Origin of the sequence: Cobetia sp. 4B, assembly GCF_018831605.1 — a bacterium.
GTDB classification, from domain to species: Bacteria; Pseudomonadota; Gammaproteobacteria; order Pseudomonadales; family Halomonadaceae; genus Cobetia; species Cobetia amphilecti.
Map to the genome: position 1 here is coordinate 3,756,898 of NZ_CP059843.1, position 25,754 is coordinate 3,782,651.

Sequence of the window (25,754 nt, forward strand, 5' to 3'; positions counted from 1 at the left end):
AGCCGCTCGGCGCTGCCGATCATCCGACCGGCAGCGCCATGTCATACGCCTCAGCGACTCGACTGACGTTCGGCTTCAGCCCTTGACCAGCTCGCACTGGCTGTCCGCCAGCGGTCGGTAGGCTTCAGCGCCGGGAATGGTGCGGATCACGTCATAGACATCCCACTCGCCTTGGGATTCGGAGGGCGCCTTGACCTTGACCAGATACATGTCATGCACCATGCGCCCATCGGCACGGATGGTGCCGTTGTTGGCGAACATGTCGTTGACCGGCGTCTCGCCCATTCTGGCGCGCACGGTGGCGGTGTCATCGCTGCCGGTGGCCGCGACCGCATTCAGGTAATGCAGGGTGCTGGAGTAGATGCCGGCCTGCACCATGGTCGGCATGCGTTCATTGCGCTCGTGATAGCGCTGGGACCAGGCACGTGTCTCGTCATTGAGGTCCCAGTACCAGCCGGTGGTGAGCTGCAGCCCCTGCGCGACCTCAAGCCCCAGGGCATGCACGTCATTGAGGAAGATCAATAGCCCCGCCAGCGACTGCCCGGCCTGCACCACGCCGAACTGACTCGCCGTGGTCAACGCATTGACGGTGTCCGACCCGGCATTGGCCAGCCCGACGATCTTGGCCCCGGAACCCTGCGCCTGCAGGATGTAGGAGGAGAAATCACTGGTCGGGAATGGATGACGTACCTTGCCGACGATGGTGCCGCCGTTCTCGTTCACCACCTTTTCCACATCGCCTTCCAGGGCATGACCGAAGGCGTAGTCCGCGGTCAAAAGGAACCAGCTGTCGCCGCCTTCATCGACGATCGCCTTGGCCGTGCCGTGCGCCAGCGGATAGGTGTCATACACCCAGTGGACATGATTGGGCGTGCAATGCTCATTGGTGATGCTGGAAGCCGCCGAGCCGGAAACGATACCCAGCGTGTCCTGTTCGGCGAGAATCCGCGTCACCGCGATGCTCACCGATGAGGCCACCAGCCCGGCGACCATGTCGACATTCTGCTGATCGATCCAGCCGCGCACCGTATTGGCACCGACATCGGCGCTGTTGCGGTCATCGGCACTCAATACCTCGATCGGCATGCCGTTGACGCTGCCGCCGAAGTCCTCGACGGCCATCTTGAGCGCATCGAGACCGCCCGGGCCGGCCAGGTCACGATAGGTGCCCGACATGTCGGCCAGATAGCCGATCTTGATCACGCCGTCGCTGATGTCGGCCTGCGCGATTCCCGCCGACAGCAGGGACCCCATCATGAGCGCGGACAGCGGCAACAGGCGCCGGCGTGTGGCCGCCGTGATGCGGCGTGACAACGGTGACGCGACAGGGGTGGCGTTGGATGAAACGGTGGCGTTGGATGAAGCGGTGGCGTGCATGACATCTCCAGACCGGATTACCCGGCAATATTGTGATTGTTGTGGCGAGACGTACGGACTTCAGATTGGCGAGTGCAAGGCCGTGCATGGCGGCCAGCCCTGTGCAGCTCAGCCCGAGCGGGAGCTCAGACCCCCAGTACCTTGTGCAGATATTCGTGGCGGGCCGGTAACTCGGCCGCACTGATCTCTTCCAGAATGGTGCCGTGCTCCATCAGGTAATGACGGTCGGCCAGCGGTGCGGCAAAGCGGAAGTTCTGCTCCACCAGCACGATGGTCATGCCGCGCGCCTTCAGCATCATCAGCACTTCGGCCAGCTTCTGGTTGATGACCGGCGCCAGCCCCTCGGTGATCTCATCCAACAGCAGCAGGTCCGCCCCGGTGCGCAGGATGCGCGCCAGCGCCAGCATCTGCTGCTCGCCACCGGAGAGGCGCGTGCCCTGACTGGTGCGTCGCTCATGCAGATTGGGGAACAGCGCATAGAGCTCATCCAGCGACATGCCCTGGCCCTGGCCCTGGCTCCGGCCCTGGTCATGTCCTGTGCTCTTGACCAGCGGTGGCAGCAGCAGATTCTCCTCGACGCTCAGGCTGGCGAAGATGCCACGCTCCTCGGGGCAGAAGCCGACACCGAGATGAGCGATGCGATGCGGCGCCAGCCCCATGCTGTCCTGCCCCTTGATGAGGATGTCGCCGCTACGCCGGCCGACCATGTTCATGATCGCGCGCAGCGTGCTGCTGCGTCCGGCCCCGTTGCGACCCAGCAAGGTCACCAGCTCGCCGCGCCGCACCGTCATGTTGACGCCATGCAGCACATGGGACTCGCCGTACCAGGCGTTCAGCTCGCGCAGGCAGAGCTGCTCTTCCCCCAGCGGCGAGTCGGCCGCCGAGGCTTGCCTGTCCGTCGCCTGCTCCATAACCACCGTCATGAAACCTCCTTGTGCTCATCCGCCGTGGACTCGGGCGCTTCACTGCCCAGATACGCTTCACGAACCTCGGGATTGGCCGATACGCTGGCGTAGTCGCCCTCCGCCAGCACCCGCCCGCGCGCCAGCACGCTGATGCGATCGCACAGGCGGCTGACCACGCTCAGGTTGTGCTCGACCATCAGCACCGTACGGCCCCGCGCCGCGACACGGATCAGCTCGACCACACGGTCCACATCCTCGGCGCCCATGCCCTGGGTCGGCTCATCCAGCAGCATCAGCGTGGGCTCAAGCGCCAGCGTGGTCGCCAGCTCCAGCGCGCGCTTGCGGCCATAGGGCAGACTGGCGGTCACACGGTGAGCGTCATCGCGCAGCCCTACCTGCTCCAGCAGATGCAATGCCTGCTCGTTCAGGCTGTCGAGGCTGCGTTCCGGCTTCCAGAAATGAAACGAGGTGCCCTGGGGGCGTTGCAGGGCGACCCGCACGTTCTCGAGCACCGTCATCTGGGAAAACACTGCCGATATCTGGAAGGAACGCACCAACCCCAGGCGCGCGATCTCATGCGACTTCATGCGAGTGATGGATTTGCCGCGATAGAGAATCTCGCCGCGGGTGGCCGGTAGAAAGCGCGTCAACAGATTGAAGACTGTCGTCTTGCCGGCGCCATTGGGGCCGATCAGGGCATGGATATGCCCTTCCTGCACCTGGAGATTGACGTCGTCGACGGCCGTGAAACCCCGAAAATCCTTGCTCAAGCCACGCGTCTCGAGAATCGGGGCCGTCGCTGATGCGCCCCCGCTGGCACGCGGCCCCTGAATGGGCGGTGATGGCATGTCAGTACTCCGTCCTGACCGGCAAGCCGGTGGTCTGTGTCTTCCAAGAGACATGAGGGCTGTTCGTCAGCGCGGATGCCCGCAACATCGCGGCTCGTCATCGATACGCAGCATCAACAGGCGCCAACGACAGGCCCTCGATACGCTCCATCGTTGCGATCAGCGCAACTGACGTTAACGTAAACTAGAACAGCGAGAGGCGCGCTGCCAGCGGCAAGCGCGCTCACTCGACCAATAGCCGATATATCAGCGACTTCTTTACAACGCAGCCCTCCCGAGACATCTCAAGGCTGGCAGATTCCCCCGCCAAACCGAGCCGAACAGTCGAGATGAGCGCAATTCCCGCCATAAAAAAGACGCCTGTCCGTCGCGGAATACCGCGCCGAAGAGGCGTCAACGAGGGTTGCCGAGATCATGACCTCTGGCCGGAGATCATGTACCTGACAAGAGACAACGGGTTTGGCCGGAGGCGGCAGGCCTCCGGCGGAAAGTCATGGCAGTTCGACTCAGGCTCACATCACACAGGTTCACATCGCGCCGGTTCAAGTCACGCAGACTCAATTCAGTCAGACTCAATCCAGTCCAGGTCACGGAACCTGCCAGTGGCTAGCGGTCGTATCAGCATTCGATGGCGTTGACCGCGAGACCGCCCTTGGAGGTCTCCTTGTACTTGTCCTGCATGTCGCGGCCGGTGTCACGCATGGTGCGGATCGCCTTGTCCAGCGAGACGAAGTGATCGCCATCGCCACACATCGCCATCTGGGCGGCATTGATCGCCTTGACCGAGGCAATCGCATTGCGCTCGATGCAGGGAATCTGCACCAGGCCGCCGATCGGGTCACAGGTCAGTCCCAGATTGTGCTCGAGACCGATTTCCGCCGCGTTCTCGACCTGCTCCGGCGTCGCGCCCATCAGCTCGGCAAGCCCGGCAGCCGCCATGGCGCAGGCGGAGCCCACCTCGCCCTGACAGCCGACTTCCGCGCCGGAGATGGAGGCGTTCTTCTTGCACAGGATGCCCACCGAGGCTGCCGTGAGCAGGAAGTCGACCACGTCCTCCTCGCGAGCATCTTCCTGGAATTTCATGTAATAGCTGAGCACCGCTGGGATGATGCCGGCCGCGCCATTGGTCGGCGCCGTCACCATGCGACCGCCGGCCGCGTTCTCTTCATTGACCGCCAGCGCGAACAGGTTGACCCAGTCCATCGCCGAGAAGGTCGAGGTGATGATCGACTTGCTGGATTCCACATCCAGCAGACGTGCATGCAGACGCTTGGCACGGCGCTTGACGTTGAGCCCGCCGGGCAGCACGCCTTCGTGCGTCAGGCCGTTGTCGATGCACTCGTTCATCACTTCCCAGATGCGCCATAGCCCACGCCGTACCTGGGTCTCACTGCGCAGCGCACATTCGTTGGCCATCATCAGCTCGCTGATGCGCATCTTGTGCATGCGACACAGCGCCAGCAGCTCATTGGCGGTGTTGAATTCATACGGCAGACGCAGGCTTTCGTCTTCCAGCAGCGGGTCACGCGCGGCCTCGACTTCGTCGACCACGAAACCGCCACCCACCGAGTAATAGACATTGCGATACAGCTCATCGCGGTGGCCGTAGGCGATCAGACGCATGGCATTGGGGTGATACGGCAGCGGCGCATCGTGCCACTGCATGTCACGCACCCACACGAAGGGCACCGCGATGCGGTTGTCGAGCAGCAGTGTCTGAGACTCCAGCAGCTCTTCGATGCAGGGGTCGATGATCGCAGGGTCGATCGTTTCCGGCAGCTCGCCCATCAGGCCGAGGATGGTCGCCTTGTCGGTACCGTGGCCCACGCCGGTGGCAGACAGCGAACCATGCAACTGCACCTCGATGCGCGCCACGCGCTCCAGCTGGTCACGCGAGCGCAGGGTCTCGACGAACTGCGCGGCAGCACGCATCGGGCCGACGGTGTGCGAGCTGGAGGGGCCGACACCGACCTTGAAGAGATCAAATACACTGATGGACATGACAACACCTCATCTCGGAAACTCGCCGCGCCTGAGCGCCTGCCAGTGGATGAGGCAATGATGATGGATGGGGGCGGGACGCGACAAACCATAAAAATTGGTCGTGGGTTTAGCCTGACTAAACTCTATGCATCAAAAACGGCGTAAACTATGCTCTTCGCGCCACCTTGTGCCCTGATGCCTTTAGCTATCACCGCCATCTGCGTCTGGCCATCGCGGCTTCTCCCTCACTATCTGCCTCCAGCGCTTGCATGAGACCCGCCCATGACGTCTTCCCTCGACAACACGCCTGGTACTGGCCCCGTCGTGCCGCCGACGGCGACCGGCACGCCCGCCACCACACCGAGCCTGCGCCACCTGAATGGTCAGACCCATGCCTGGCTGCAGGTCTTCGCCTGCGCCGCGCGTCATGGCTCCTTCACGCGCGCGGCAGAAGAACTGCACGTCACCACCGGCGCGGTGAGTCAGCAGATCAAGCAGCTGGAGGAGCGGCTGGGCTTCAAGCTGTTTCTGCGTCGTTCACGCGGACTCGAGCTGACAGGGGAAGGCGCGCGACTGGCGCGCGTGGTGGAGCAGTCCTATAGCGCGGTGGGACTGGAGGTCAAACGGCTGCGCAGCGGCTTGATGAGCGGTGTGCTCAGGTTGCGTTCGGTGCCGTCATTTCTCTCCAAATGGCTGGCGCCCCGACTGCCGCGCCTGCAGGCACGCTTTCCGGATATCGAGCTGCACGTGCGCGCCGAGGACAGTGACTCACCGCTGCGCGAGGGTGACTTCGAGCTGGCGGTCGACCTCAACGACGGCCACTACCCGGGCATGCAGGTCACCGATCTGATGGAAGAGGAGATCTTCCCCGTCTGCCATCCCGGCCTGATGCGCGGCCGCCCGCCACTGCGCAGCGCAGAGGACCTCGCCTGGTATCCGCTGCTGCACGACATCACCGCCTGGCGCGGCAGCCACGATCACGCCGAGTGGGAATTCTATCTGGCCAGCATCGGCGCGCCCGAGATCAACGTTCAGCGTGGCTATACCTTCAACCGCAACCACCTGTCGATGGAGGCTGCCATCGCCGGCATGGGAGTCGCGATGGCAAGGCGCACGCTGATCACCGACGAGCTGTCGCGCGGCACGCTGATCGCGCCCTTCGCGCAACGGGTACTGACCGGCAAGCGCTACGTCATCGTCCATCCCCACGGCACCCTGGATGATGGCCGCATCCAGGCCGTGCATGACTGGATCGTCGAGGAAGCCGAGCGGGATCGGTTACGTCAGAGCTGACGAACATTTCCGCTCGGCGCAACATCGATGCTGAAATGGAATCTCACAGTTTTCTTACCAGAATATTAACTGAGCACCTTTGCATCGTTATAATGAGCAGGCAAACAACACCCTCACCCTGACAGGCAGTCCATGGACTGTCCGGAGAGTCCCTTGTCTCGCCTGACTTCGCATACCCAGCACCATAACGCTGTCCCGCTCCCCATCAGCGCCGAACAGCCGCTGTATGGGCGCAAGCCCACTTCGCTCTTCATGCAAGCCTGCCTGCGCCTGGCCATCTATGCGCCGCTGGTGGCCGCGATGATGTCGCTGGTCATGCATGATGCCCACCACTTCGGTGATGTCGGCTTCAGCGAAGCCAGCTGGACAGAACACATGCAGAGCACTCTGCTGGCCTTGAGCGCAGCCACCATGTGGCTGGTGCATTCACGCCTGCCGGACCTGCGCACCATCAGCCTGCTGCTGTTCGGCCTGTTCGCGGCGTCCCTGATCCGTGAACAGGACGCCCTGCTCGACGGCATGATCGGCGATGGCAGCTGGCAGTTCCTGGTCAGCGTGGTCGCGATCCCGGTCATCATCGGCGTATGGCGCAACCGCAGCCGCTTCATTGCCGAGTTCGAGCACTTCGGACGCAGCTTCGCGTTCGGCCTGTTCGGCGCCGGCTTCCTGGCGACCTACGTCTTCTCACGCCTCTACGGTCGTTCGGAATTCTGGGAAACCCTGATGGGGGACTCCTACCTGCGTTCGGTCAAGAATGCCGCCGAGGAAGTCACCGAACTGTTCGGCTACACCCTGATGGCCATCGCCGTGATCGAGATCGTGCTGCTGGCGATCCGCATGGGCCGCCAGCGCCGCGCCCTGCTGCGTGAGCTCAACGCCAACGACTGAGCCCGGCAGCAAAACCCTCTTGCCGAGCTGCGCGCATGACCTGTCGCACGACCGTCACTTCGCCCTGCCCCATGAAACAACGCGAAGTGACGTGACATGACATGAAGCACAGCACGAAGCGCAAGAGACAGACAGACCCGTGACTCTCCCAGAAGCCGCTGCTCACCAGAGCCGCGGCTTTTTTTCGTTTCTACTCTCAACAGGCTTCGCGAGACAGTCTCTGCTCGACAGTCTTCTCTCAACAGTCTCTGCTCGACACGCTGCGCTAGACAACCGTCTCTCGATAGCCATTGCGCGAGGCACTGACGGAAAACGGCTGGACATCAAATGAGAATGATTATATTTTACTAAGCAGTGGATACAATTCAACTATCGCCACTGCCACAGGAAAGCACCGACAGGATCTTGACCGTGTCATGCCCTCATTCTCAAGGAGCCTCACATGCGCTGGTTCAGTAGCTACCGCTTGCACGGTCATAGTCTTGCCCCCAGTCTCCCGCAGCACAGCCTCATCATCAGCATGCGCTGGCCCAGTCGCTGGCGATTGACGCCCGGCGCCACCGTCGTGGTGGAACATCCCAGGCTCGGCCAGCTGGTCAAGCGCCTGCATCGCATCGACGACAACGGCCGCCTGTGGCTACGTGGCGAGCACCCCGACGGCTTGAGCAGCGAGCAGATGGGGCCGGTCTCCCGTCAGTGCATCAAGGGCCGTGTCGTCTTCAGCGTGGCGGCAACGCCTTCGTCTCACCAGTTGCGCCACGGCGCCTGATAACCCCCAGGGCACATCACGCAGCTCTGGAACGACACAGCTCGAAGGTGGCAAGGTCCGTAAAGACAAACCTGAAGGCGACACATCCCGTAGAGAAAGACCCGTAACGTAAAGCCCACAAACGACAACGCCCGCCCCCATTCGCATGGGGGCGGGCGTTGTCTTGTCAGCGGGGCCAGCAGTCGAGGTGTGGCCCCGAGCGCTTCAGATCACTCTTCCATGAAGGAACGCAGTGACTCGGAACGTGACGGGTGACGCAGCTTGCGCAGCGCTTTCGCTTCGATCTGACGGATACGCTCACGGGTGACATCGAACTGCTTGCCGACTTCCTCGAGGGTATGGTCGGTGTTCATGTCGATACCGAAGCGCATGCGCAGCACCTTGGCTTCACGTGCGGTCAGGCCGGACAGGATACCGCGGGTCGCTTCGATCAGACCTTCGCCGGTGGCGGAGTCGATCGGCGAGACCATGGTGCCGTCCTCGATGAAGTCACCCAGGTGCGAATCATCATCGTCACCGATCGGCGTCTCCATGGAGATGGGCTCCTTGGCGATCTTGAGCACGCGACGCACCTTGTCTTCCGGCATCTCGAGACGCTCGCCCAACTCTTCCGGCGTCGGCTCGCGACCCATTTCCTGCAGCATCTGACGCGAGACACGGTTCAGCTTGTTGATGGTCTCGATCATGTGCACCGGAATACGGATGGTGCGCGCCTGGTCCGCGATGGAGCGAGTGATCGCCTGACGGATCCACCAGGTGGCGTAGGTCGAGAACTTGTAACCACGACGGTACTCGAACTTGTCCACGGCCTTCATCAGACCGATGTTACCTTCCTGGATGAGATCCAGGAACTGCAGACCACGGTTGGTGTACTTCTTGGCGATGGAGATGACCAGACGCAGGTTGGCCTCGACCATTTCCTTCTTGGCACGACGCGCCTTGGCTTCACCGATCGACAGGCGACGGTTCACTTCCTTGAGCTCGCTGACCGGCAGCTGGACCATGTCCTGCTCGAAGGCGATCTTGCGCTGGGCACGGAGCACGTCGGCACGGAACGGCTCGAGCTTGTCGGCGTACTTCTTGCTGCCACCGATGAAGCTGTCGAACCAGTCCATGTCGGACTCGTGGCCCGGGAAGGCCTTGATGAAGCTCTTGCGAGGCACCTTGCCGCGCTTGACGAAGATCTGCAGGATGACCTTTTCCTGCTCGCGCACCTGCTCGACGGACACGCGAACCTGACCGACCAGACGCTCGAAGTGCTTGGGCACCAGCTTGATCGGCGAGAACAGCTCGGCAAGACGGTCCTGTTCGGCTTTCGCCTCGGCAGAGCCGGAACCGTACTTCTCGATGGCGGCCTTGGTCGCCTCGTTCTGCTCACGGATCTGCTCGAAGCGGACGCGGGCCAGCTCGGGGTCCGGGCCACCTTCAGAGGCGGAATCGTCGTCTTCGTCTTCGTCGCCTTCGGACTCTTCGCCCTCGGGAATCTCTTCGACTTCCTCGACTTCGACTTCAGCGACACCCGGCACGCCTTCGTCAGGGTCGATGAAACCGGAGAAGAGATCGGACAGACGTCCGCCGTCTTCGCCCAGAGTGCCGTCGTAGGCTTCCAGGATGGAGTCGACTGCCCCCGGCAAGAATGCCAGCGACGACATCACCTCACGCGTGCCCTCCTCGATCCGCTTGGCGATCTTGATTTCGCCTTCGCGGGTCAGGAGTTCCACGGTGCCCATCTCACGCATGTACATGCGGACGGGGTCGGTGGTGCGTCCCACATCGCTTTCCACCGCGGCGAGGGCGGCAACGGCCTCTTCGGCGGCAGACTCGTCAGTGGAGGAATCAGACATCATCAAGGTATCGGCATCGGGCGCTTCTTCCGCGACCTTGATGCCCATATCGTTGATCATGCTGATGATGTCTTCCACCTGTTCGGGATCAGCGATATCCTCGGGCAGGTGATCGTTGACCTCGGCATAGGTCAGGTAACCCTGTTCCTTGCCGCGCGCGATCAACTCCTTGAGACGCGACTGCTGCTGCGCATTACCAGCCATAGAACCCCTATCTCGACGAAGAAGAATGAAGCACCTGGACGCGACGCGGCTCAGCGAGTGAGCATGGCGCCGGTATAGGGACGAAGAGAGCATCAAGCGCACCAGTATAGCGTGCCATCAGGAGATGCTGCCAGCGGCGTATTTGCCGGACCATCCAGGTGTGTTAGCGTTATCGGTTACGTTGCGGCAGTCCGCATCGGGAGCTACCTCATTAAATAGTGGGCATGAGTGCGTCTTTCAAGGCCATGGGGCGTATTTTCCTGCGCCATCGCCTCAGCTCTCACGGCATTTCCACCATTGTCGGCCTTCCTGGCACCGAGACTGCGTCAGCGCCGTGTTGCCAGCTCCATCAGCAGGGCCATCAGCCGCTGCTTCTCTTCTGCCGACAACTTCTCGCCACGCTTTTCCTTGGCCAGCAAGGCCTGATATTCCGCTTCCGGCGTGGTGCGCGCCTGCTGATGCTGGCAATGCTCCACCAGCCCCTTCAGCTCTTCGCTGCGCACGTCACGCGGAATCAGCAATTCCCGGGCTGCCAGCTGCTCAAGCCTCGGTCCCTGTGCGGTGCCGAGGAAGTGCGCCAACAGCACCTGTGGCGAACGATACTGCCCCGCCTTCAAGAGACGCACCACATCGTTCAACAGCTGCGCATCCTCGCTGTCGGCCGGCTCGCCCGCGCCTTCGATCCACTCATTGGAGTCAGGCAGCTCGGCGACCAGCTGCGGCTCGTGCACCAGAAGATGCAACAGGCGCGTCAGCATGCTGACCGAGGTGCGCTTCTGAGACCTGGCCGGCGTCGCGCGCGAAGCTTGAGCGCCCTGCCCCGCAGGCAACTCGCCATGCGACTGCCAGTCATCCGGCTGCCAGCCATCGGGCTGCCAGCCATCGGGCTCGCTGTCGCCGAAACCGGCATCTGCCATCGCCTCCAGCGACGACCACTCGTCCTGCGCGTCACTCAGCGTCGCACCGTCCTGAGGACTGGCAGCGGACGTTGAGCGCGGTGCCGAGTGTGTCGCGCCGGACTGACGTTGTTGCGGTTGCGAACGCTGCTGTTGCTGAGGGTGCTGACGTAGCTGCTGGTGCTGACGCAGCCGTGCCTGCTGGGCTTCACGCGCCGCGGCGCGTTCCACCAGCATGGCATCCAGCCGCTCACGCTCCAGACCACTGCGCCGCTCCAGCTCCTTGAGCAGCAGCGAGCGCAGCACCCCTTCGGGCACGCGCGAGATCCACTCCAGCGCCTGGGTCACGAACCGCTCGAGCTGCTCCATGCGCTTGAGGTCGCGTCCTTCCGCGGCCTGCTCGAACAGGAACTCGGAGAGCCCGGAGGCGCAGGTGACACGCTTCTCGAATGCCTCCTGACCCTCGCTGCGCACCAGGGAATCCGGGTCCTCGCCTTCCGGCAGGAACAGGAAGCGCGCCTGACGCCCATCGATCATGACCTCGAGCACGGTCTCCAGCGCGCGGCGCGCCGCCTGCCGACCGGCCTTGTCGCCGTCGAAGCAGAACACCACCTCATCGACCAGGCGATAGAGGCGCTTGAGGTGCTCCTCACTGGTCGCGGTACCCAGGGTCGCGCAGGCATTGCGAATGCCGTACTGCGCCAATGCCACCACGTCCATGTAGCCTTCGACGATCAGCATGCGTTCCAGCTTGCGATTCGCCTCACGGGCTTCAAACAGACCGTAGAGCTCGCGTCCCTTGTGGAAGACGGGAGTCTCGGGAGAATTCAGGTATTTGGGCTTGGCGTCGCCCATCACGCGACCGCCGAAGGCGATGGTGCGGCCTTTCCAGTCACGGATCGGGAACATCACGCGATCGCGGAAGCGGTCATAGCGGCGACCGCTTTCCTCATGATGGATCAGCAGACCGTATTCGATCTGCACATCCTCGCTGACACCCAGCTTGCTCAGGTGATGCTTGAGGTGCTCCCAGCCTTCCGGCGCGAAGCCGATGCCGAAATCACGCATGACCTCACGCGACAGACCACGGCCTTCCAGATACTCACGCGCCGGCTGCGCGGCCGGTTCCGTCAAGCGCTGACGATAGAAGTCCGCGGCCGCCTCGAGCAGATTGACGCCCTCTTCGCGGGCCTGCTCGCGACGCTGGCGCTCACGGCGCTCGTGCGGACTCTGGTTGCCGCCTTCGCGCGGCACTTCAAGCGCCAGCCGCGAGGCCAGCTGCTCCACGGCCTCGGGGAACGGCAGGCGATCGAACTCCATCAGGAACTTGAGGGCACTGCCGCTCGCCCCGCACCCGAAGCAGTGATAGAACTGCTTGTCCGGGATGACGTTGAACGAGGGAGAGTTTTCCTGATGGAACGGGCAGAGGCCGACATAGCTCTTGCCGGCCTTCTTCAGCTGGACGCGCTCACCCACCACCTCGACCACGTCGGTGCGGGCCAGCAGATCGTCAATGAAGCCTTGGGGGATGAGACCAGCCATGATTCGCCAGAAGTCGTGGAAAAACGGACTGACCGCAAGATAGTGTCGGCTCAGCAAAGTGAGCGGCTACCTTCGGGTCAGGCCATTCCTCGAGTTAGCGACATGCGCCAGGCAACGGCACACGGCTCGAGAACAAACGGACCACTAGAGACAAAAACAAGCGGCCACCGTGAGGCAGCCGCTTGGTGTCCTTCCAGAGAGCAGAATATCACTCCCCAAAAGTACGGATCAGTAGAGACGCTCGAAACGCTTGCGCTCACGCTGAACCTTCTTGGCGTGGCGCTTTACAGCGGCCGCCTGCTGACGCTTGCGAACAGCTGTCGGCTTCTCGTAGTGCTCACGACGACGCACTTCGGAAAGAACACCGGCTTTTTCGCAGGAGCGCTTGAAACGGCGCAGGGCGACGTCGAACGGCTCGTTGTCACGTACTTTAACTGAAGGCATTAAACACTCACCTACCTTGAGATCATGAGTTCGGTTTGAACGCACATCCGGTGCAGCCACTCCTCAGGAGCCACCAGCCAGCGACGGTAAACCGCCACCTGCAGGTCGATCCAGCATCAATCAGTCGCCTGCGACACCACCGGTGAGGGTAGCCGTCGCTGGCTGGAATCATGATTCGGGGAGCTTTTGCGGGGTGGTCGGATGCACGACCCAGTCTTGCAGAGTGCCATATTCTAGACACCCGCCCCCGGCTTTGCAAACGCGGAAACCGGAAATCCTCTCTGCCTCAACGCCAGCTGGCGCGACACCCGTGCTCACAGCCAGTAGAATGTCGCGCATTCACGGCACACACGCCTCTCGGGCTCGCTCAGGCAGCCTCGCTGGTCGTGCCGCCCTCTACTTCTGATATTTCCTGAGAGTCAGCCATGCGTGTGCTCGGCATCGAGACTTCCTGCGACGAGACCGGCGTCGCCATCTACGACACGGACCAGGGCCTGCTTGCAGATGCCCTCTACAGCCAGATCGCCATGCACGCCGAGTTCGGCGGCGTGGTGCCGGAACTGGCGTCGCGTGATCACACTCGCAAGCTGCTGCCGCTGATCCAGCAGGTGATGGATGAGGCGCAGCTGAAGGCCGCTGACATCGATGCCATCACCTATACCGCAGGCCCGGGCCTGGTCGGCGCGCTGATGGTCGGCGCGTCCACCGCGCATGGGCTCGCCAAGGCATGGGGAGTGCCGGTGCTCGGCGTCCACCACATGGAAGGCCACCTGCTGGCGCCGATGCTGGAAGACGACGCGCCCGAATTCCCCTTCGTGGCGCTGCTGGTCTCCGGCGGGCACACCCAGCTGGTCGCGGTGCGCGGACTGGGCGAATACGAGCTGCTCGGCGAGTCCGTGGATGACGCCGCCGGCGAAGCCTTCGACAAGGCCGCCAAGATGCTGGAACTGCCCTACCCCGGTGGCCCGCAGGTCGCGAAGCTGGCCGAACAGGGCGACCCCAAACGCTATCGCTTCCCGCGCCCGATGACAGACCGCCCGGGCCTAGACTTCAGCTTCTCCGGCCTCAAGACCCACACCATGGTCACGCTCAAGAAGGCCAAGGCCGCGGATGATCTGGATGAGCAGCACTGCGCCGATATCGCACGCGCCTTCGAGGAAGCCGTGGTCGACACCCTGGTCATCAAGTGTCGTCGCGCGCTGGACCAGACCGGCCTCAAGCGTCTGGTCGTCGCCGGTGGCGTGAGCGCCAACACCCGCCTGCGTGAGCGCCTGAGCCATGAGCTGACCAAGCGCAACGCTCGCGCCTACTACCCGCGTGGCCGCTTCTGCACCGACAACGGCGCGATGATCGCCTACGTGGGCGCGCAGCGCCTGAATGCCGGTGAGCAGGACACCGGCCCGATGAAGGCCGTGCCGCGCTGGCCGCTGGACAGCCTGGCGGCCCCGAGCACAGCGCAGGACTGAGGCTCAGTCCTGCCAGACGCCAGCGCCCTGCCAGACGACAACGCCCTGCCGATGAGAATCGGCAGGGCGTTGTCATTGAGGGGCCAGTCATGCTCACCGCCGGACACTGACACCGGCGACGTGGCGCCTGATGGTGTCAGACCGAGACATCAGAGAGCAGTGTCAGACCGTGGCATCGGCGCGCGAGATCATCCGGCAGCGCCAGCTGAAGTCCACCGGCCATAGCGGCTGCTGTTCGGCGCGCCCGGCGGCCACGAACGCCTTCCAAAGCGAAGCGTAATCCTCGCCGGTGACGGGGTGGCGCTCTTCGCCGAACGACTCGGCCAGCGGCAGCAGCACGAAGGCATTGCGATCGACCTCATCGCGCGGCAGCATCACGCCATCGACCTCCCCGGTCAGGGTACCGACGGTCAGCAGGTCCAGATCCAGGGTACGCGGGCTGAATTTGGCGCTGTTCTTGAGGCGACCATTGGCCAGCTCGAGCTGCTTGCACCAGGCCTGCAACTCGCCGACGCTCCAGTCGCTCTCGAAACCCGCGACCAGATTGAGGAAGTTGCGCCCGTCGACGAAGCCCACCGGCTCGCTCTCGTAGACGGAGGACAGCGTCAGGTTGCCGAAGGTCGCCTCCAGCGCATCCAGGCAGACCCGTACATGATGCTCGCGCTCGATATTGCTACCGATGGAGATCAGTACCAGACTCATGCCGGCGCATCCGAGGTGGTCTCGAGGCTGCCGCGCACGATGCGCACGCCAACGGCGGCGGCTTCCGGCACGGCGCCCGGCTTGCGCACCGTCATGGTCAGCCAGGGAATGCCGAATTCTTCACGCAGCAGCGCTGCCAGGCGCTCGGCGAAGGTTTCCACCAGCTCGAAGCGGCTTTCTTCGGCGAAGGTCTGGATGCGCGCGCTGATGGCGGCGTAGTCCAGGGTGTGCGTCAGGTCATCGTCGGCAGCTGCGGCACGAATATCCGTGGCCATTTCCAGATCCATCACCAGACGCTGGCGAATGGTACGCTCCCAGTCATAGACACCAATCACGGTTTCCACGGCCAGAGCCTCGATCAGCACACGATCCACGGCGTTACCTCTATGCTTGTCGAATGAACGAATAAAAACGACGCCCAAGGCCCCGCCATCATGCGACTGATTCTACTGCACCCGGCCCCTGCTTGGCCAAGCTGCCTGCCCCTCTCTCCCTGCCTGTGTGCGACACCTCGGACACGCAGCGAGTCGACATCATGCTGACGGGCCTGATCGAGTGGGCCGCGCAACTGGCCAGCTGGCAACAGTTGAGCCTGCTGATGGCCGTGGCCTATGCCAGCGGTTCGGTGCTGGGCGCGGTGTGGATCTGTCAGCGACTGGGGCTGCCCGACCCACGCCTGGCGGGCTCCTTCAATCCGGGCTTCTCCAATGTGCTGCGGCTGCATGGCGCGCTGCCCGCCGCCCTGGTGCTGGTCTTCGATGCCGCCAAGGGCATGCCGGCACTCTGGCTGGGGCTGGCGCTCTCGCTGCCGCCCTGGGCACTGGGATTGATCGGGCTGGCCGTGCTGATCGGCCACAGCCTGCCGCTGTGGCACCGTGGCCATCGCGGTGGCAAGGCCGTGGCCGCTGCCTTTGGCGTGCTGCTGATGCTGGCGCCTGGCGTCGCCTTGAGCTGCGCCGCGCTGTGGGTCGGGCTGGCCTGGCGATTGCGTACGGCGGCCATCGCCTCGCTGGTGGCCGGACTGGCGGCGCCCCTGTTCAGCCTGTGGCTGGCGCCGCAGATGAGCGGCGTGATTCTGGTCTTCGCCAGTCTGATCGTGATTCGTCATGCACTGAATCTGCGCCGCCTGAGCGATGGCAGCGAGCCACGTCTGTAAGCATGCTCTGCTCACACGCTGCGCTCCGCTCATGAAAAACACGCTCTGCCCATAAACAGCACGCTCTCCCTCACAAAACCCTTCCTGCGGCCAAGACGCAAAAGCCCCGGCGCAGGGCCGGGGCTTTCGGGGTCATTTGCCCAGGTCAGGTGATCAGTGACTGTGTCCGCAGCCGCAATGAGGCGCGTGCACTTCCGGCATGGCCTGCCATTCGCTCAGCGCCTGCTCGATGGCCTGCTGACGCTGCTCACTGAGCGCACGCCCGATCTCCGCCCCTTTCAGGCCCTGTTCGACCAGAGACTGCGGCGACACCGCCGTCGCGGCTTGCCAGACGGCATTGCCCAACCGTGCCAACCCCTTGTCCTCGACGGCCAGCAGGGCCACCAGCACCGACTGGCGCTCGCTACGCCGCCAGGCATCGACACCATCCAGCCAGGCCTTGAGATCGGCTGCGCTCACGCCACCTTCACGCCGCGAGGCCTCGTTCAATTCCCGGCACAGACGCGCCTGCTGGGCGGTGTCACGCACGGCGCTGGGCAGGCGCAAGTCCTGCGCCAGGGCATCGATCTCGTCGCGTGACAGGTGCTCCACCAGGCGCGCCATGCGCCAGCAGACCATCTCCGCCTCATCGACCAGCTGACGCGGCAGGCGGTCCAGCCGCGCCAGTGCCGCTGTGAGCTGTTCGGCATCGCGGGTCAGTGGCGGCATCAGCACCGTCAGCGCTCCCAACTCATCGAGCAGCTGGAAATAGGCTTCGGGACTGGCCTCGCCCAGCGCCTTCTCGGTCTCCTTCCAGACCCGCTCGGCCACCAGATGCGAGACCTCGCCGCTCTCGACCATGGCGACCATCATCTGCCGTGTCTCCTCCGCGACCGTGAAGCCGAGCCCCTGATAGCGCGCCAGAAAGCGTGCCACGCGCAATACGCGCAGCGGGTCTTCGCTGAAAGCGCTCGAGACATGACGCAACACACGCGCCTCGAGATCCGCCAGGCCACCGTAGGGGTCGATCACCTCGCCCTGCCCCGGCGTGCTATCGAGCGGCTCGGCCATGGCATTGATGGTCAGGTCGCGACGAATGAGGTCCTCTTCCAGCGTCACATCGGGGCTGGCATGCACGCTGAAGCCGACATACCCGTGGCCGGACTTGCGCTCGGTACGCGCCAGCGCGTACTCCTCCTGGGTCTGCGGATGCAGGAAGACCGGGAAGTCCCGCCCGACCGGTCGGAAGCCACGCGCCTGCATGTCTTCCACCGTCGCGCCCACCACCACGAAGTCACACTCGTGCCACGGCCAATCCAGGCGCGCATCACGCACCGCGCCGCCCACGCGATAGACCTCAAGCCCGCTCAACAGGCGGTCACGCGAATCGGTCAGTGAAGAAGGCGTCGTCTGAGTCATGCGAATGTCCTTGCCCTGCGGCACGAGATACAAAGCTGAATGAGGAAAGCGAGGAAGTAAGGCCAGTGATGGCAGTCACGTGCAGGCGGCGTCAGCTACCGCTCTCGACGTCATCGCCATGCGTCAGTTGGTACTGGGTAAAGCCACCATCGAGGGAATAGACCTTCTCGAAGCCCTGCCCCGCCAGCCAGGCGGCGGCCTGCTGACTGGAATGGCCGTGATAGCAGACCACCACCAGCGGCTTGTCGCGCGGGGTGTCTTCCAGGATGGCACCGGCACTGGCGTTGTCCAGATGACGGCTACCCGGGATACGCCCTTGCGTGAAGCTGAGCGGATCGCGGATATCGAGTACCACGAGCGACGGGTCGCGTTGGCGCCAGTCACTGAGGGTTGCGAGATCAAGATGTTCGAAACTCATGCGGACTCCGCTTGTTGAGTAAGGGAAAGGCATTCGCCAGCGACGGCAGACCTGCTGTCACTGACGACGGGAGGGCGCTCAGCGCGAGGTCAGCGCCGGCTCGAAGACGCGCTCTTCCGTCTCGAGATTGAGCGCCGTCAGGCCACCGCCCCACACGCAGCCGGTGTCCAGCGCCTCGACATCCTGACGCGCCGCCGGTGTCTCGCCTTCCAGAGCAGCCCAGTGACCGAACAGCAGGCGCGGTGAGTCATCCCAGGCCCCTTCGGGACGCGGGTACTGGAACCAGGGACGGCTCCCCTCCGGCGCGCTATCCAGCCCTTCCTTGGCCGCGAAATCCAGTCGGCCATCACTGTACAGAAAGCGCATGCGCGTGAAGACATTGACGATGCAGCGCAGGCGCGGCGTGCCTTCGAGATCCTCCTGCCAGCGGTCCGGCGTATTGCCGTACATCTCGCCGAGAAAGCCTCGATAGTCGTCGCCCGCCAGCACGGCGTGCGCTTCACGGGCATATCCGGCCGCCTGGTCCAGCGTCCAGCTCGGCAACACGCCGGCATGGCTCATCACCGTGCGGCGATTGCCGACCAGCGCATCCACCATCAGCGGCTGACGACGCAGCCAGTCCAGCAGCTCCTCACGGTCCGGCGCCTCGAGAATCGGCGTCAGCGTATCGGAGCGCTTGTGGCGGCTGAAACCTTCGGCCACCGCCAGCAGGTGGAGGTCATGGTTGCCCAGCACCACCCGCGCATCATCGCCCAGCGACTTGACCAGACGCAGGCACTCCAGCGAGCCCGGCCCGCGATTGACCAGGTCTCCCGCCAGCCACAGCACATCGCGCCCCGGCGTGAAATCGAGGCGCTGCAACAGAAGTTCGAACTCTTGATGGCAGCCCTGCAAATCGCCAATCGCCCACTGCGTCATGCCCACTCCCTGACCGCCGTGGCGGCCTGACTTGCTGTCTTGAATACGAAACGCTGCGTCACGCGGCCACCCTAGTGAACCTGATGCGGACCGGCGAGACGGAACGGTGCGATGGCGACCTCGAAGGTGCGCGCATGGGTCGCGTCACAGAAGGTATAGGCCCCCTGCATCACGCCGACCGGCATGTCGAGCACGGCGCGCGAGGTATAGCGAAAGCTCTCGCCGGGCGCGATCAGCGGCTGCTTGCCGACCACGCCCTTGCCACGCACTTCCTGCTCATCGCCGCTGCCCTGGGTGATCTTCCAGTAGCGCGCCAGCAGCTGCACGGTCTCATCCGTCCCGTTGTGCACGGTGATGGTGTAGCGGAACACGTGTCGGTTCTCGCTCGGACGACTCTCGTCGGCGCAGTACTCGGGTACGGCGTCGATACGGATGTCCGCCACGCTACTCATGCGTCGTGGTCGCTGGCGTTGCGGGCGTCGCCCTTGGCATCGCTCTCGGCATCGAGACGTTCGCCACTGTCGCTATCGCGATGACTATCACTGGCACTGTCGGCTGCCGGCGCACCGTGACCGACATTGCTGCGCGGACGCTTCTTCGGAGCCTTGTCGGCCTTGTCCACCGTCATGCCCTGCTCACTGAGGTGGTTGCTGATCATCACCAGTTCAGCGACGGTCAGCGTCTGCGGACGACGCGAGGGATCGATGCCCAGCGCGGTCAGCTGGTCGGCATCGATGCGGCCCTTGAAGTTGTTGCGCAGCGTCTTGCGGCGCTGGGAGAAGGCTTCGCGCACGATGACGGCGAGCAGCTTCTCGTCCTTGGCCGGATGCGGCAGTTCACGGTGCGGCACCAGACGCACGATGGCGGAATCCACCTTCGGCGCCGGGAAGAAGGCGCTCGGCGGCACCAGGAACAGATTTTCCACTGCGCAGTAATACTGGGTCATCACCGACAGGCGGCCCCAGTCGGTGCCACCCGGCTCCGCGGCCAGACGCTCGACGACTTCCTTCTGCAGCATGAAGTGCATGTCGGAGATCGCGCCGCGTGCTTCCAGCAGGTGGAAGATCAGCGGGGTGGAGATGTTGTACGGCAGGTTGCCGACCACGCGCAGTGCCGGGCCATCACCGACCAGCTCCGGGAAATCGAAGCGCAGGGCATCGCCTTCGTGGATGACGAAGTCCGGGTAGTTGAAGAACTGCACGCGCAGACCCGGGATGAGGTCACGGTCCAGCTCGATGACTTCCAGCTTGCCTGCCGCTTCCAGCAGCGGGCCGGTCAAGGCACCCTGCCCCGGGCCGATCTCGACCAGGCGCTCGCCTTCCGCGGGACGAATGGCATTCACGATGCGAGAGATGACGCCAAGGTCCTGCAGAAAGTTCTGACCGAAACGCTTGCGAGCGCGATGCGCGGGGAAATGTTGGGACATGGGACTGACCTTCCTCCTGGGAATCCGTCGGGATTCCCGACAACAAGACGCCGCCATGGCCTGCAGGGACACAGGCAGACCGGGGCGGCGAGACCATCCTCGATGGTCGAATGACTGGGGTAGCGAGACGCCACGCTGTGGCGCACGCCTGACGTGCCGCCATGCGGTCACGCCCGAGTGATGCGGGGATTATCTCAGGCTCGCGCGGCGGCTGCCATCTCGATGGCGACACGCACGGCCTGCAACAGGCTGCCGACATCGGCACGTCCGCTGCCGGCAAGGTCCAGCGCCGTGCCGTGATCCACGGAGGTACGCACGATCGGCAGGCCCAGCGTGATGTTGGCGGCTTCACCGAAGCCGGCATACTTGAGCACCGGCAGGCCCTGGTCGTGGTACATCGCCAGTACCGCATCCACGCCCTCCAGATGCCGCGGCGTGAACAGGGTATCAGCCGGCAGCGGGCCATCCAGCTGCATGCCGGTCGCGCGCAGGGCGTCGAGCGTCGGGGAGATCACCTCGATCTCCTCATGCCCCAGGTGCCCGCCCTCGCCGGCATGCGGGTTGAGCCCGCATACCGCGATGCGCGGTGCGGCACAGCCGAAGTAGCGCGTCAGGTCCTTGGCGAGGATCTTCATCACCCGCGTCAGGCCCTCGGGCGTGATGGCATCGGCCACCTCGCGCAGCGGCAGGTGCGTGGTGGCCAGCGCCACCCGCAGCCCGGGGCACGCCAGCATCATGACCACTTCCTCGACCCCGCAGACATCGCGCAGGTATTCGGTGTGGCCGGTGAAGCCCGCATGCCCGGCCTCGATCACGGCGGCCTTGGACAACGGCGCCGTCACCATCGCACTGGCATGACCGGCCTGGCAGGCGGCGATGGCGACATCCAGCATCGCCAGCACATGATCGCCATTGCGCGCATCAATCACGCCCGGCTCGCTGGGCACTGCCAGCGGCACCGGCCACACGGCCAGCTCACCATTGCGGGTCGGCGGCAGCGGGTCACCCGGCGCCAGCTCATGCACCACCAGCGGCAGTCCCAGCAGGCGGGCACGACTGACCAGCAAGGCGGGGTCTGCCACCGCGACCAGCTGCGCGGGGAACGCTTCCGCCTGACCGGCGAGCATGACCAGCAGTTCCGGGCCGATGCCCGCCGGCTCACCGGCGGTCAGGGCGATGATGGCGGGCGCAGTCTCTTCGCGACGATTCATGACGGTGTCTCGCTGCTCCACACGGACTTACTGCTCATCGAGACGGTTGTCGACGTAGGCCTCGGCACGCACCTGCTGCTGCCAGGCTTCGAGCTCATCATTGAGCTTGCGCTGGAACAGGGTCTTGCGCACCTTGTCACGCTGGCTGGAGTTGGTCACATCCTGCTGGCGACGCTCCTCGACTTCGATGATGTGGTAGCCGAAGCGGCTCTTGACCGGCTGGCTGATCTCGCCCACGTCCAGGCCATTCATGGCCGTCTCGAAGGAGGAGACCGTCTGGCCCGGGCTGACCCAACCCAGCTCGCCACCCTTGAGGGAGCTGCCCTTGTCGTCGCTGAACTCCTGAGCCAGCGCGGCGAAGTCCTCGCCCCCCAGCAGACGGCGGCGAATGGACTCGGCACGCTCAAGCGCCTGTTGATCGCTGAGGTTCGGGTTGGGCTGAATCAGGATGTGGCGTGCGCGCGTCTGGGAAATCAACGCCTTGCCCGCGCCACGCTTCTCGATCAGCTTGACGAGGTGATAGCCACTGGCACTGCGCAGCGGCTCGGAGACCTGACCGGCCTGCATGTTCGGGATGACATCGGCGAACACCGTCGGCAGCTCACCGCCGGAGCGCCAGCCGAGATCGCCGCCGCTCAGTGCCTGACTGCCGGCGGATTCGGCGGCAGCCAGCTGAGCGAAATCGGTGCCCTGCTCGATCTGCTGACGCAGGCTGTCGGCCTTGGCGCGCGCGGCCTTGACCTGGTCCGGCGTCGGCTCCTGGGGCAGTGCCACCAGCAGGTGCGCCAGATGGTACTGGACGTCGCTGCCGACATTCTGCTGATTGAGATAACGGTCTATCTCACGATCGGAGATCCGCACCCGGCTGGCGACGCTGCGCTGCTGGATCTGCTGCACCAGCAGCTCACGACGCACCTGATCGCGCACCTGGGCCAGTGACATGCCGTCCTGCTCGAGCTTGTCCGCGAAGGCTTCCAGGCTCATGCCGTTGTCCTTGGCGATGCCGCGCAGGGTGGCGTTGAGCTGAGTATCGTCGATGCTGAGGTTGGCCTGTTCCGCCAGCTGCAGCTGAATCTGCTCGTTGACCATACGATCAAGAACCTGACGCTCCAGCACGTCGCGCGGCGGCAGGTTGATGCCACGGCTCTGCAACTGCTGACTCGCCTGGGTGACGCGCTGCTCCATGTCGCTTTGCATGATGGCGTCCTTGTTGACCACGGCAACCACGCGGTCGAGCAACTCGGCGGCACCGGCCGGCAGACTCGCCAGCACAAATGCCAGCCCCAGCGGGGCAATCAGGGTCTTGCGCATCACATGTTCTCTCGGCGTAAAAATGTTGATGGCGCCGCCCTGCGGCGGCGCCTTGGCGTCATTCACGGCCTGGCGCGGCGACTCAGAAGCCCGCGTTGCGATAGCCCGGCACGGCCTGTTCCAGGTAGCTGTCAGCACTCTGGCCGACGCCTCCCAAGCCCTTGAATTCAAAGGTCAGGAAGATGCCATTCTTCTCTTCGTCATCCGAGATGGTGTTGGCGGTGTCGTTGTCATCCTGCCATTCACGCCAGGTGACCTGCACGCCGTAGCAGCAATCGTTGTACTGCACGCCCAACACCTTCTCCAGTGAACGGGAATTGGTGCTGTCATACATGTAGCGGCCCAGCAGCGACCAGCTCTCGCTCATCGGCGTCGCGAAGGAGAAATCCCACTCGTTGCGGGTATAGCCCAGCACGTCATCCGCGTCCTCATCGTCGTAAGGCACGAAGCCTTCGATCTCACGATTGAAGCCAAAGTTCAGTACCGTGCCTTGTTCCGCACGATAACGCAGCGAGGTCTGGGCACTTTCGGTCACGCCACGATCGAAATCCTGGAACACGGCCTGGGAGGCGGTCCACTGGTCGTTGAGCACCACATCGGCCTGGAAGACCACCGGCGAGCGGTCACGCGTCGCACGATAGTAATCGGAGTAGCTGTCGAAGTCGGAGCGTGAGGTCTTGTCCGGATCACCGTCCATGTCGATGTTGCGGCCCGACAGGTAGCTCGACTGGCCGACGCCCAGCTTGAGACGTTCACGGCCGCTTTCATCGCTGATGAAGCGTGACGACACGCCGTAGGAGACCTTGTTGGTATCGCCGACGCGGTCACCCCCGCTGAAGCGGTACGGAGACCACAGCTGATTCCAGCTGAAGGCATCTTCCGAGGTGTCGAAGTCGGGCAGATCGGACTGGTCGACCTCCGGCACGTAGGCGTAATAGAGGCGCGGTTCCAGCGTCTGGGTATAGCCGTCACCGAACCATTCGGTCTCGCGATCGAAGATCAGGCCGCTGTCCAGCGACAGTACCGGGATGGTGGCGGACGGACTGGTGCTGCGGTCCGTCTCGCGGTCACCGTAATCCAGGCTGTACGACAGGCTGACCAGCTGCGCGCGCGGCTCGATGAAGCTCCAGCTCTGATCGCTGCGCCAGCCCAGCGCCGGCGCCAGACGCAGGCGCGAACCATTGGCGGCCTGGTCTTCGTCGATGTCGGTATCCGTCTCATCGACATCACGCCAGAAGTAGGTCGCGTTGGAATTCCACTCTTCGTAGAAGCCGTTGGACTGACTCCAGCGGCCATCCGCGGTCAGGCTCGGCAGACGGTAGAACGGCTTGTCATCGTTATCCAGCGGGTAGTCCATGCGCTGGTAGCCCTGCGCCTTGAACTGCAGGTCCCAGACATCGCCGTGGTAATCGAGCTGTGCCAGACGCTCGAGGCTATCGGTTTCCGTTTCCCCGAAGTTGCGCCCGAAGTCGTCGAAATAATTGCCATCGGAGGCGGCGCCGTACTTCAACTGGTAGTCGGTACGGGCATCATAGCGGCCAGCATGCTGGTAGTTGATGTACCAGCGGTCCTCGCCGATCAGGTCTTCCTCGTCATCGTCGGGGTCGCTGCCGCCATCGTCATCGGCGAGCCAGGCGCCCTCGATGCTGCCTTCATCGCCACGCGGCAATAGATAGCGGAATTCGCCTTCCAGCATCTCGCCACGCTCGGAGATGTAACGCGGCGTGAGGGTAGCGTCGTAATTGGGGGCCAGGTTCAGGTAGATCGGCTGGGCGTAATCGAAGCCGCTGGAGCTGGTGTAGCTGAACTGCGGCCACAGCAGGCCCGTGTGGCGACGGTCATCGACCGGGAAGCGCACGTAGGGCCAGTAGAAGACCGGCACGCCGCCCATTTCCATGCGCGCATGCTTGGCCGTTCCCCAGCCGGAGTCCTGATCGATGGTGATGTCGCTGCCGACCAGACGCCACAGGCTGTTGCCCGGCTCACAGGAGGTGAAGCTGGCATCCTTCAGGCGGTAGCGACCATCCTCGAGACGCGCCAGCTGCACCGCGTCGCCACGCACGTGCTGCTCGTGAAAGACGTAGTGGCCGTTGTCGACGCTGGCCGCATCGCTGTTGAGCGAGACCCGCGCGTCGTCGCCACGCAGCAGGACCCCGGGCTGGCGATAGGTGACAGGCCCCTTGGCGGTGGCGGTGTCACGTGCCTCGTTGACGCTGACCTCGGGCGATTCCAGCTGGGAATCGCCGCGGCGCAGCACCACCTCCCCCATCAGGGTGGCGACGCCATCGTTGCCGTAGTTGGCCTTGTCGGCCGAGGTCGTGACCTGCTCCGGCGTGTCGCCCGCCTCGATACGGTAGGCCGGCGTGACATAGCGCCCGGAGCACAGCTTGCCCTGCGGCACCTCATCATAGGGCTGCCAGTCGAGCTGACTGGCTGACAGGGGCTCGGGCGGAGCGGCCTGTGCCATCAGAGGGGCGCCGGCGGCCAGAGGCGCCAGGGTCCACAACAGACGGAAAACCAGTGGCTTGAGCTGCCAGACCGGGCGGTCATCGCCCAATCGGGCTATCGGTGCCTGCCGGGAATGAGCAGACAGAGAGGGAGTCGCGAAGCGACGCTGACGTCGCCCGGGAGCGGTCGTCGGCTTGCCCGGATGGGATGAATGGCTGCGCTGGGCCATGGCTGCTCTGTGTCCTTGGCTGGGGGAATCGGTATTATACAGGCCCAGCAACCGGCCTTCCTGCTTGCCGGTTCCGCC

General features: G+C 64.0%; 21 protein-coding genes and 1 pseudogene. 5 read left to right on the forward strand and 17 right to left on the reverse strand.

Annotated elements, in window-relative coordinates:
• Nucleotides 1–75: 75 nt before the first annotated feature.
• From H2O77_RS15370 to H2O77_RS15385, 4 genes are all read right to left on the reverse strand, one after another.
• Nucleotides 76–1,257 (reverse strand): ABC transporter substrate-binding protein, encoded by a 1,182-nt coding sequence (locus tag H2O77_RS15370; RefSeq protein WP_052384712.1) that lies wholly within the window; start codon nucleotides 1,255–1,257, stop codon nucleotides 76–78.
• A gap of 245 nt (nucleotides 1,258–1,502) precedes the next feature.
• Nucleotides 1,503–2,300, reverse strand: coding sequence for an ABC transporter ATP-binding protein (locus tag H2O77_RS15375; protein WP_215823484.1), 798 nt, complete (start codon nucleotides 2,298–2,300; stop codon nucleotides 1,503–1,505).
• Nucleotides 2,297–3,130 (reverse strand): ABC transporter ATP-binding protein, encoded by an 834-nt coding sequence (locus tag H2O77_RS15380; protein WP_052384708.1) that lies wholly within the window; start codon nucleotides 3,128–3,130, stop codon nucleotides 2,297–2,299. Before H2O77_RS15380 ends, H2O77_RS15375 begins: the two co-directional genes overlap by 4 nt.
• 618 nt (nucleotides 3,131–3,748) lie before the next feature.
• Nucleotides 3,749–5,131, reverse strand: a complete 1,383-nt coding sequence (locus H2O77_RS15385) for an L-serine ammonia-lyase (protein ID WP_043334655.1) — start codon at nucleotides 5,129–5,131, stop codon at nucleotides 3,749–3,751.
• Nucleotides 5,132–5,395: 264 nt separating this feature from the next.
• Between H2O77_RS15385 and H2O77_RS15390 the strand changes: the two genes are divergently transcribed.
• From H2O77_RS15390 to H2O77_RS15400, 3 genes are all read left to right on the forward strand, one after another.
• A complete protein-coding gene (locus tag H2O77_RS15390) occupies nucleotides 5,396–6,406 on the forward strand; it encodes a LysR substrate-binding domain-containing protein (RefSeq protein WP_131432742.1) in 1,011 nt (336 codons plus the stop codon).
• Nucleotides 6,407–6,559: 153 nt separating this feature from the next.
• Nucleotides 6,560–7,294 (forward strand): hypothetical protein, encoded by a 735-nt coding sequence (locus tag H2O77_RS15395; RefSeq protein WP_107335965.1) that lies wholly within the window; start codon nucleotides 6,560–6,562, stop codon nucleotides 7,292–7,294.
• 442 nt (nucleotides 7,295–7,736) lie between these two features.
• The gene (locus H2O77_RS15400) at nucleotides 7,737–8,063 is read left to right on the forward strand and encodes a hypothetical protein (protein WP_054557224.1); all 327 of its coding nucleotides are present in this window, start codon (nucleotides 7,737–7,739) and stop codon (nucleotides 8,061–8,063) included.
• 209 nt (nucleotides 8,064–8,272) lie between these two features.
• Here H2O77_RS15400 and rpoD read toward each other — a convergent pair whose 3' ends face one another.
• The 3 genes from rpoD to rpsU form a co-directional block, all read right to left on the reverse strand.
• Complete coding sequence (gene rpoD, locus H2O77_RS15405) at nucleotides 8,273–10,111, reverse strand: RNA polymerase sigma factor RpoD (protein WP_043334650.1); 1,839 nt, start codon at nucleotides 10,109–10,111, stop codon at nucleotides 8,273–8,275.
• Between the two features lie 326 nt (nucleotides 10,112–10,437).
• A complete protein-coding gene (dnaG, locus tag H2O77_RS15410; protein ID WP_215823485.1) occupies nucleotides 10,438–12,549 on the reverse strand; it encodes a DNA primase in 2,112 nt (703 codons plus the stop codon).
• Nucleotides 12,550–12,777: 228 nt separating this feature from the next.
• Nucleotides 12,778–12,993: a 30S ribosomal protein S21 gene (gene rpsU, locus H2O77_RS15415; protein ID WP_024951433.1), complete on the reverse strand. Its 216-nt coding sequence runs from the start codon at nucleotides 12,991–12,993 to the stop codon at nucleotides 12,778–12,780.
• A 425-nt stretch (nucleotides 12,994–13,418) separates the two neighbouring features.
• Here rpsU and tsaD point away from each other — a divergent pair, with 425 nt between their 5' ends.
• Nucleotides 13,419–14,459, forward strand: a complete 1,041-nt coding sequence (tsaD, locus tag H2O77_RS15420; RefSeq protein ID WP_054557225.1) for a tRNA (adenosine(37)-N6)-threonylcarbamoyltransferase complex transferase subunit TsaD — start codon at nucleotides 13,419–13,421, stop codon at nucleotides 14,457–14,459.
• A gap of 162 nt (nucleotides 14,460–14,621) precedes the next feature.
• On the opposite strand, the gene folK is transcribed toward tsaD, so the two are convergent.
• Both folK and folB read right to left on the reverse strand, forming a co-directional pair.
• A complete protein-coding gene (gene folK / locus H2O77_RS15425; protein WP_043334642.1) occupies nucleotides 14,622–15,161 on the reverse strand; it encodes a 2-amino-4-hydroxy-6-hydroxymethyldihydropteridine diphosphokinase in 540 nt (179 codons plus the stop codon).
• Nucleotides 15,158–15,535 (reverse strand): dihydroneopterin aldolase, encoded by a 378-nt coding sequence (folB, locus tag H2O77_RS15430; RefSeq protein WP_215823486.1) that lies wholly within the window; start codon nucleotides 15,533–15,535, stop codon nucleotides 15,158–15,160. The genes folK and folB overlap by 4 nt, the downstream gene beginning before the upstream one ends.
• A gap of 161 nt (nucleotides 15,536–15,696) precedes the next feature.
• Between folB and H2O77_RS15435 the strand changes: the two genes are divergently transcribed.
• Nucleotides 15,697–16,317 carry a glycerol-3-phosphate acyltransferase gene (locus H2O77_RS15435; protein WP_215823487.1) on the forward strand — a complete coding sequence of 207 codons (621 nt, stop codon included), beginning with the start codon at nucleotides 15,697–15,699 and terminating at the stop codon, nucleotides 16,315–16,317.
• Between the two features lie 153 nt (nucleotides 16,318–16,470).
• Here the strand turns inward: H2O77_RS15435 and H2O77_RS15440 are convergent, their stop codons facing one another.
• The 8 genes and pseudogenes from H2O77_RS15440 to H2O77_RS15475 form a co-directional block, all read right to left on the reverse strand.
• Nucleotides 16,471–17,715 (reverse strand): polynucleotide adenylyltransferase, encoded by a 1,245-nt coding sequence (locus H2O77_RS15440; RefSeq protein ID WP_215823488.1) that lies wholly within the window; start codon nucleotides 17,713–17,715, stop codon nucleotides 16,471–16,473.
• 91 nt (nucleotides 17,716–17,806) lie between these two features.
• Entirely contained in the window at nucleotides 17,807–18,133 is a 327-nt protein-coding gene (gene glpE / locus H2O77_RS15445) for a thiosulfate sulfurtransferase GlpE (protein WP_054557228.1), read from the reverse strand.
• Between the two features lie 78 nt (nucleotides 18,134–18,211).
• Nucleotides 18,212–19,051 (reverse strand): symmetrical bis(5'-nucleosyl)-tetraphosphatase, encoded by an 840-nt coding sequence (locus tag H2O77_RS15450; RefSeq protein ID WP_153636564.1) that lies wholly within the window; start codon nucleotides 19,049–19,051, stop codon nucleotides 18,212–18,214.
• 71 nt (nucleotides 19,052–19,122) lie between these two features.
• A complete protein-coding gene (gene apaG, locus H2O77_RS15455; RefSeq protein ID WP_043334633.1) occupies nucleotides 19,123–19,503 on the reverse strand; it encodes a Co2+/Mg2+ efflux protein ApaG in 381 nt (126 codons plus the stop codon).
• A gap of 185 nt (nucleotides 19,504–19,688) precedes the next feature.
• Nucleotides 19,689–20,477, reverse strand: a pseudogene (gene rsmA / locus H2O77_RS15460) (16S rRNA (adenine(1518)-N(6)/adenine(1519)-N(6))-dimethyltransferase RsmA); the annotation flags it as partial.
• A gap of 194 nt (nucleotides 20,478–20,671) precedes the next feature.
• Nucleotides 20,672–21,688: a 4-hydroxythreonine-4-phosphate dehydrogenase PdxA gene (pdxA, locus tag H2O77_RS15465; protein WP_215823490.1), complete on the reverse strand. Its 1,017-nt coding sequence runs from the start codon at nucleotides 21,686–21,688 to the stop codon at nucleotides 20,672–20,674.
• A 27-nt stretch (nucleotides 21,689–21,715) separates the two neighbouring features.
• Complete coding sequence (locus tag H2O77_RS15470) at nucleotides 21,716–22,999, reverse strand: peptidylprolyl isomerase (RefSeq protein WP_043334629.1); 1,284 nt, start codon at nucleotides 22,997–22,999, stop codon at nucleotides 21,716–21,718.
• Between the two features lie 82 nt (nucleotides 23,000–23,081).
• Nucleotides 23,082–25,676, reverse strand: coding sequence for an LPS-assembly protein LptD (locus tag H2O77_RS15475; RefSeq protein ID WP_240548636.1), 2,595 nt, complete (start codon nucleotides 25,674–25,676; stop codon nucleotides 23,082–23,084).
• Between the last annotated feature and the right edge of the window lie 78 nt (nucleotides 25,677–25,754).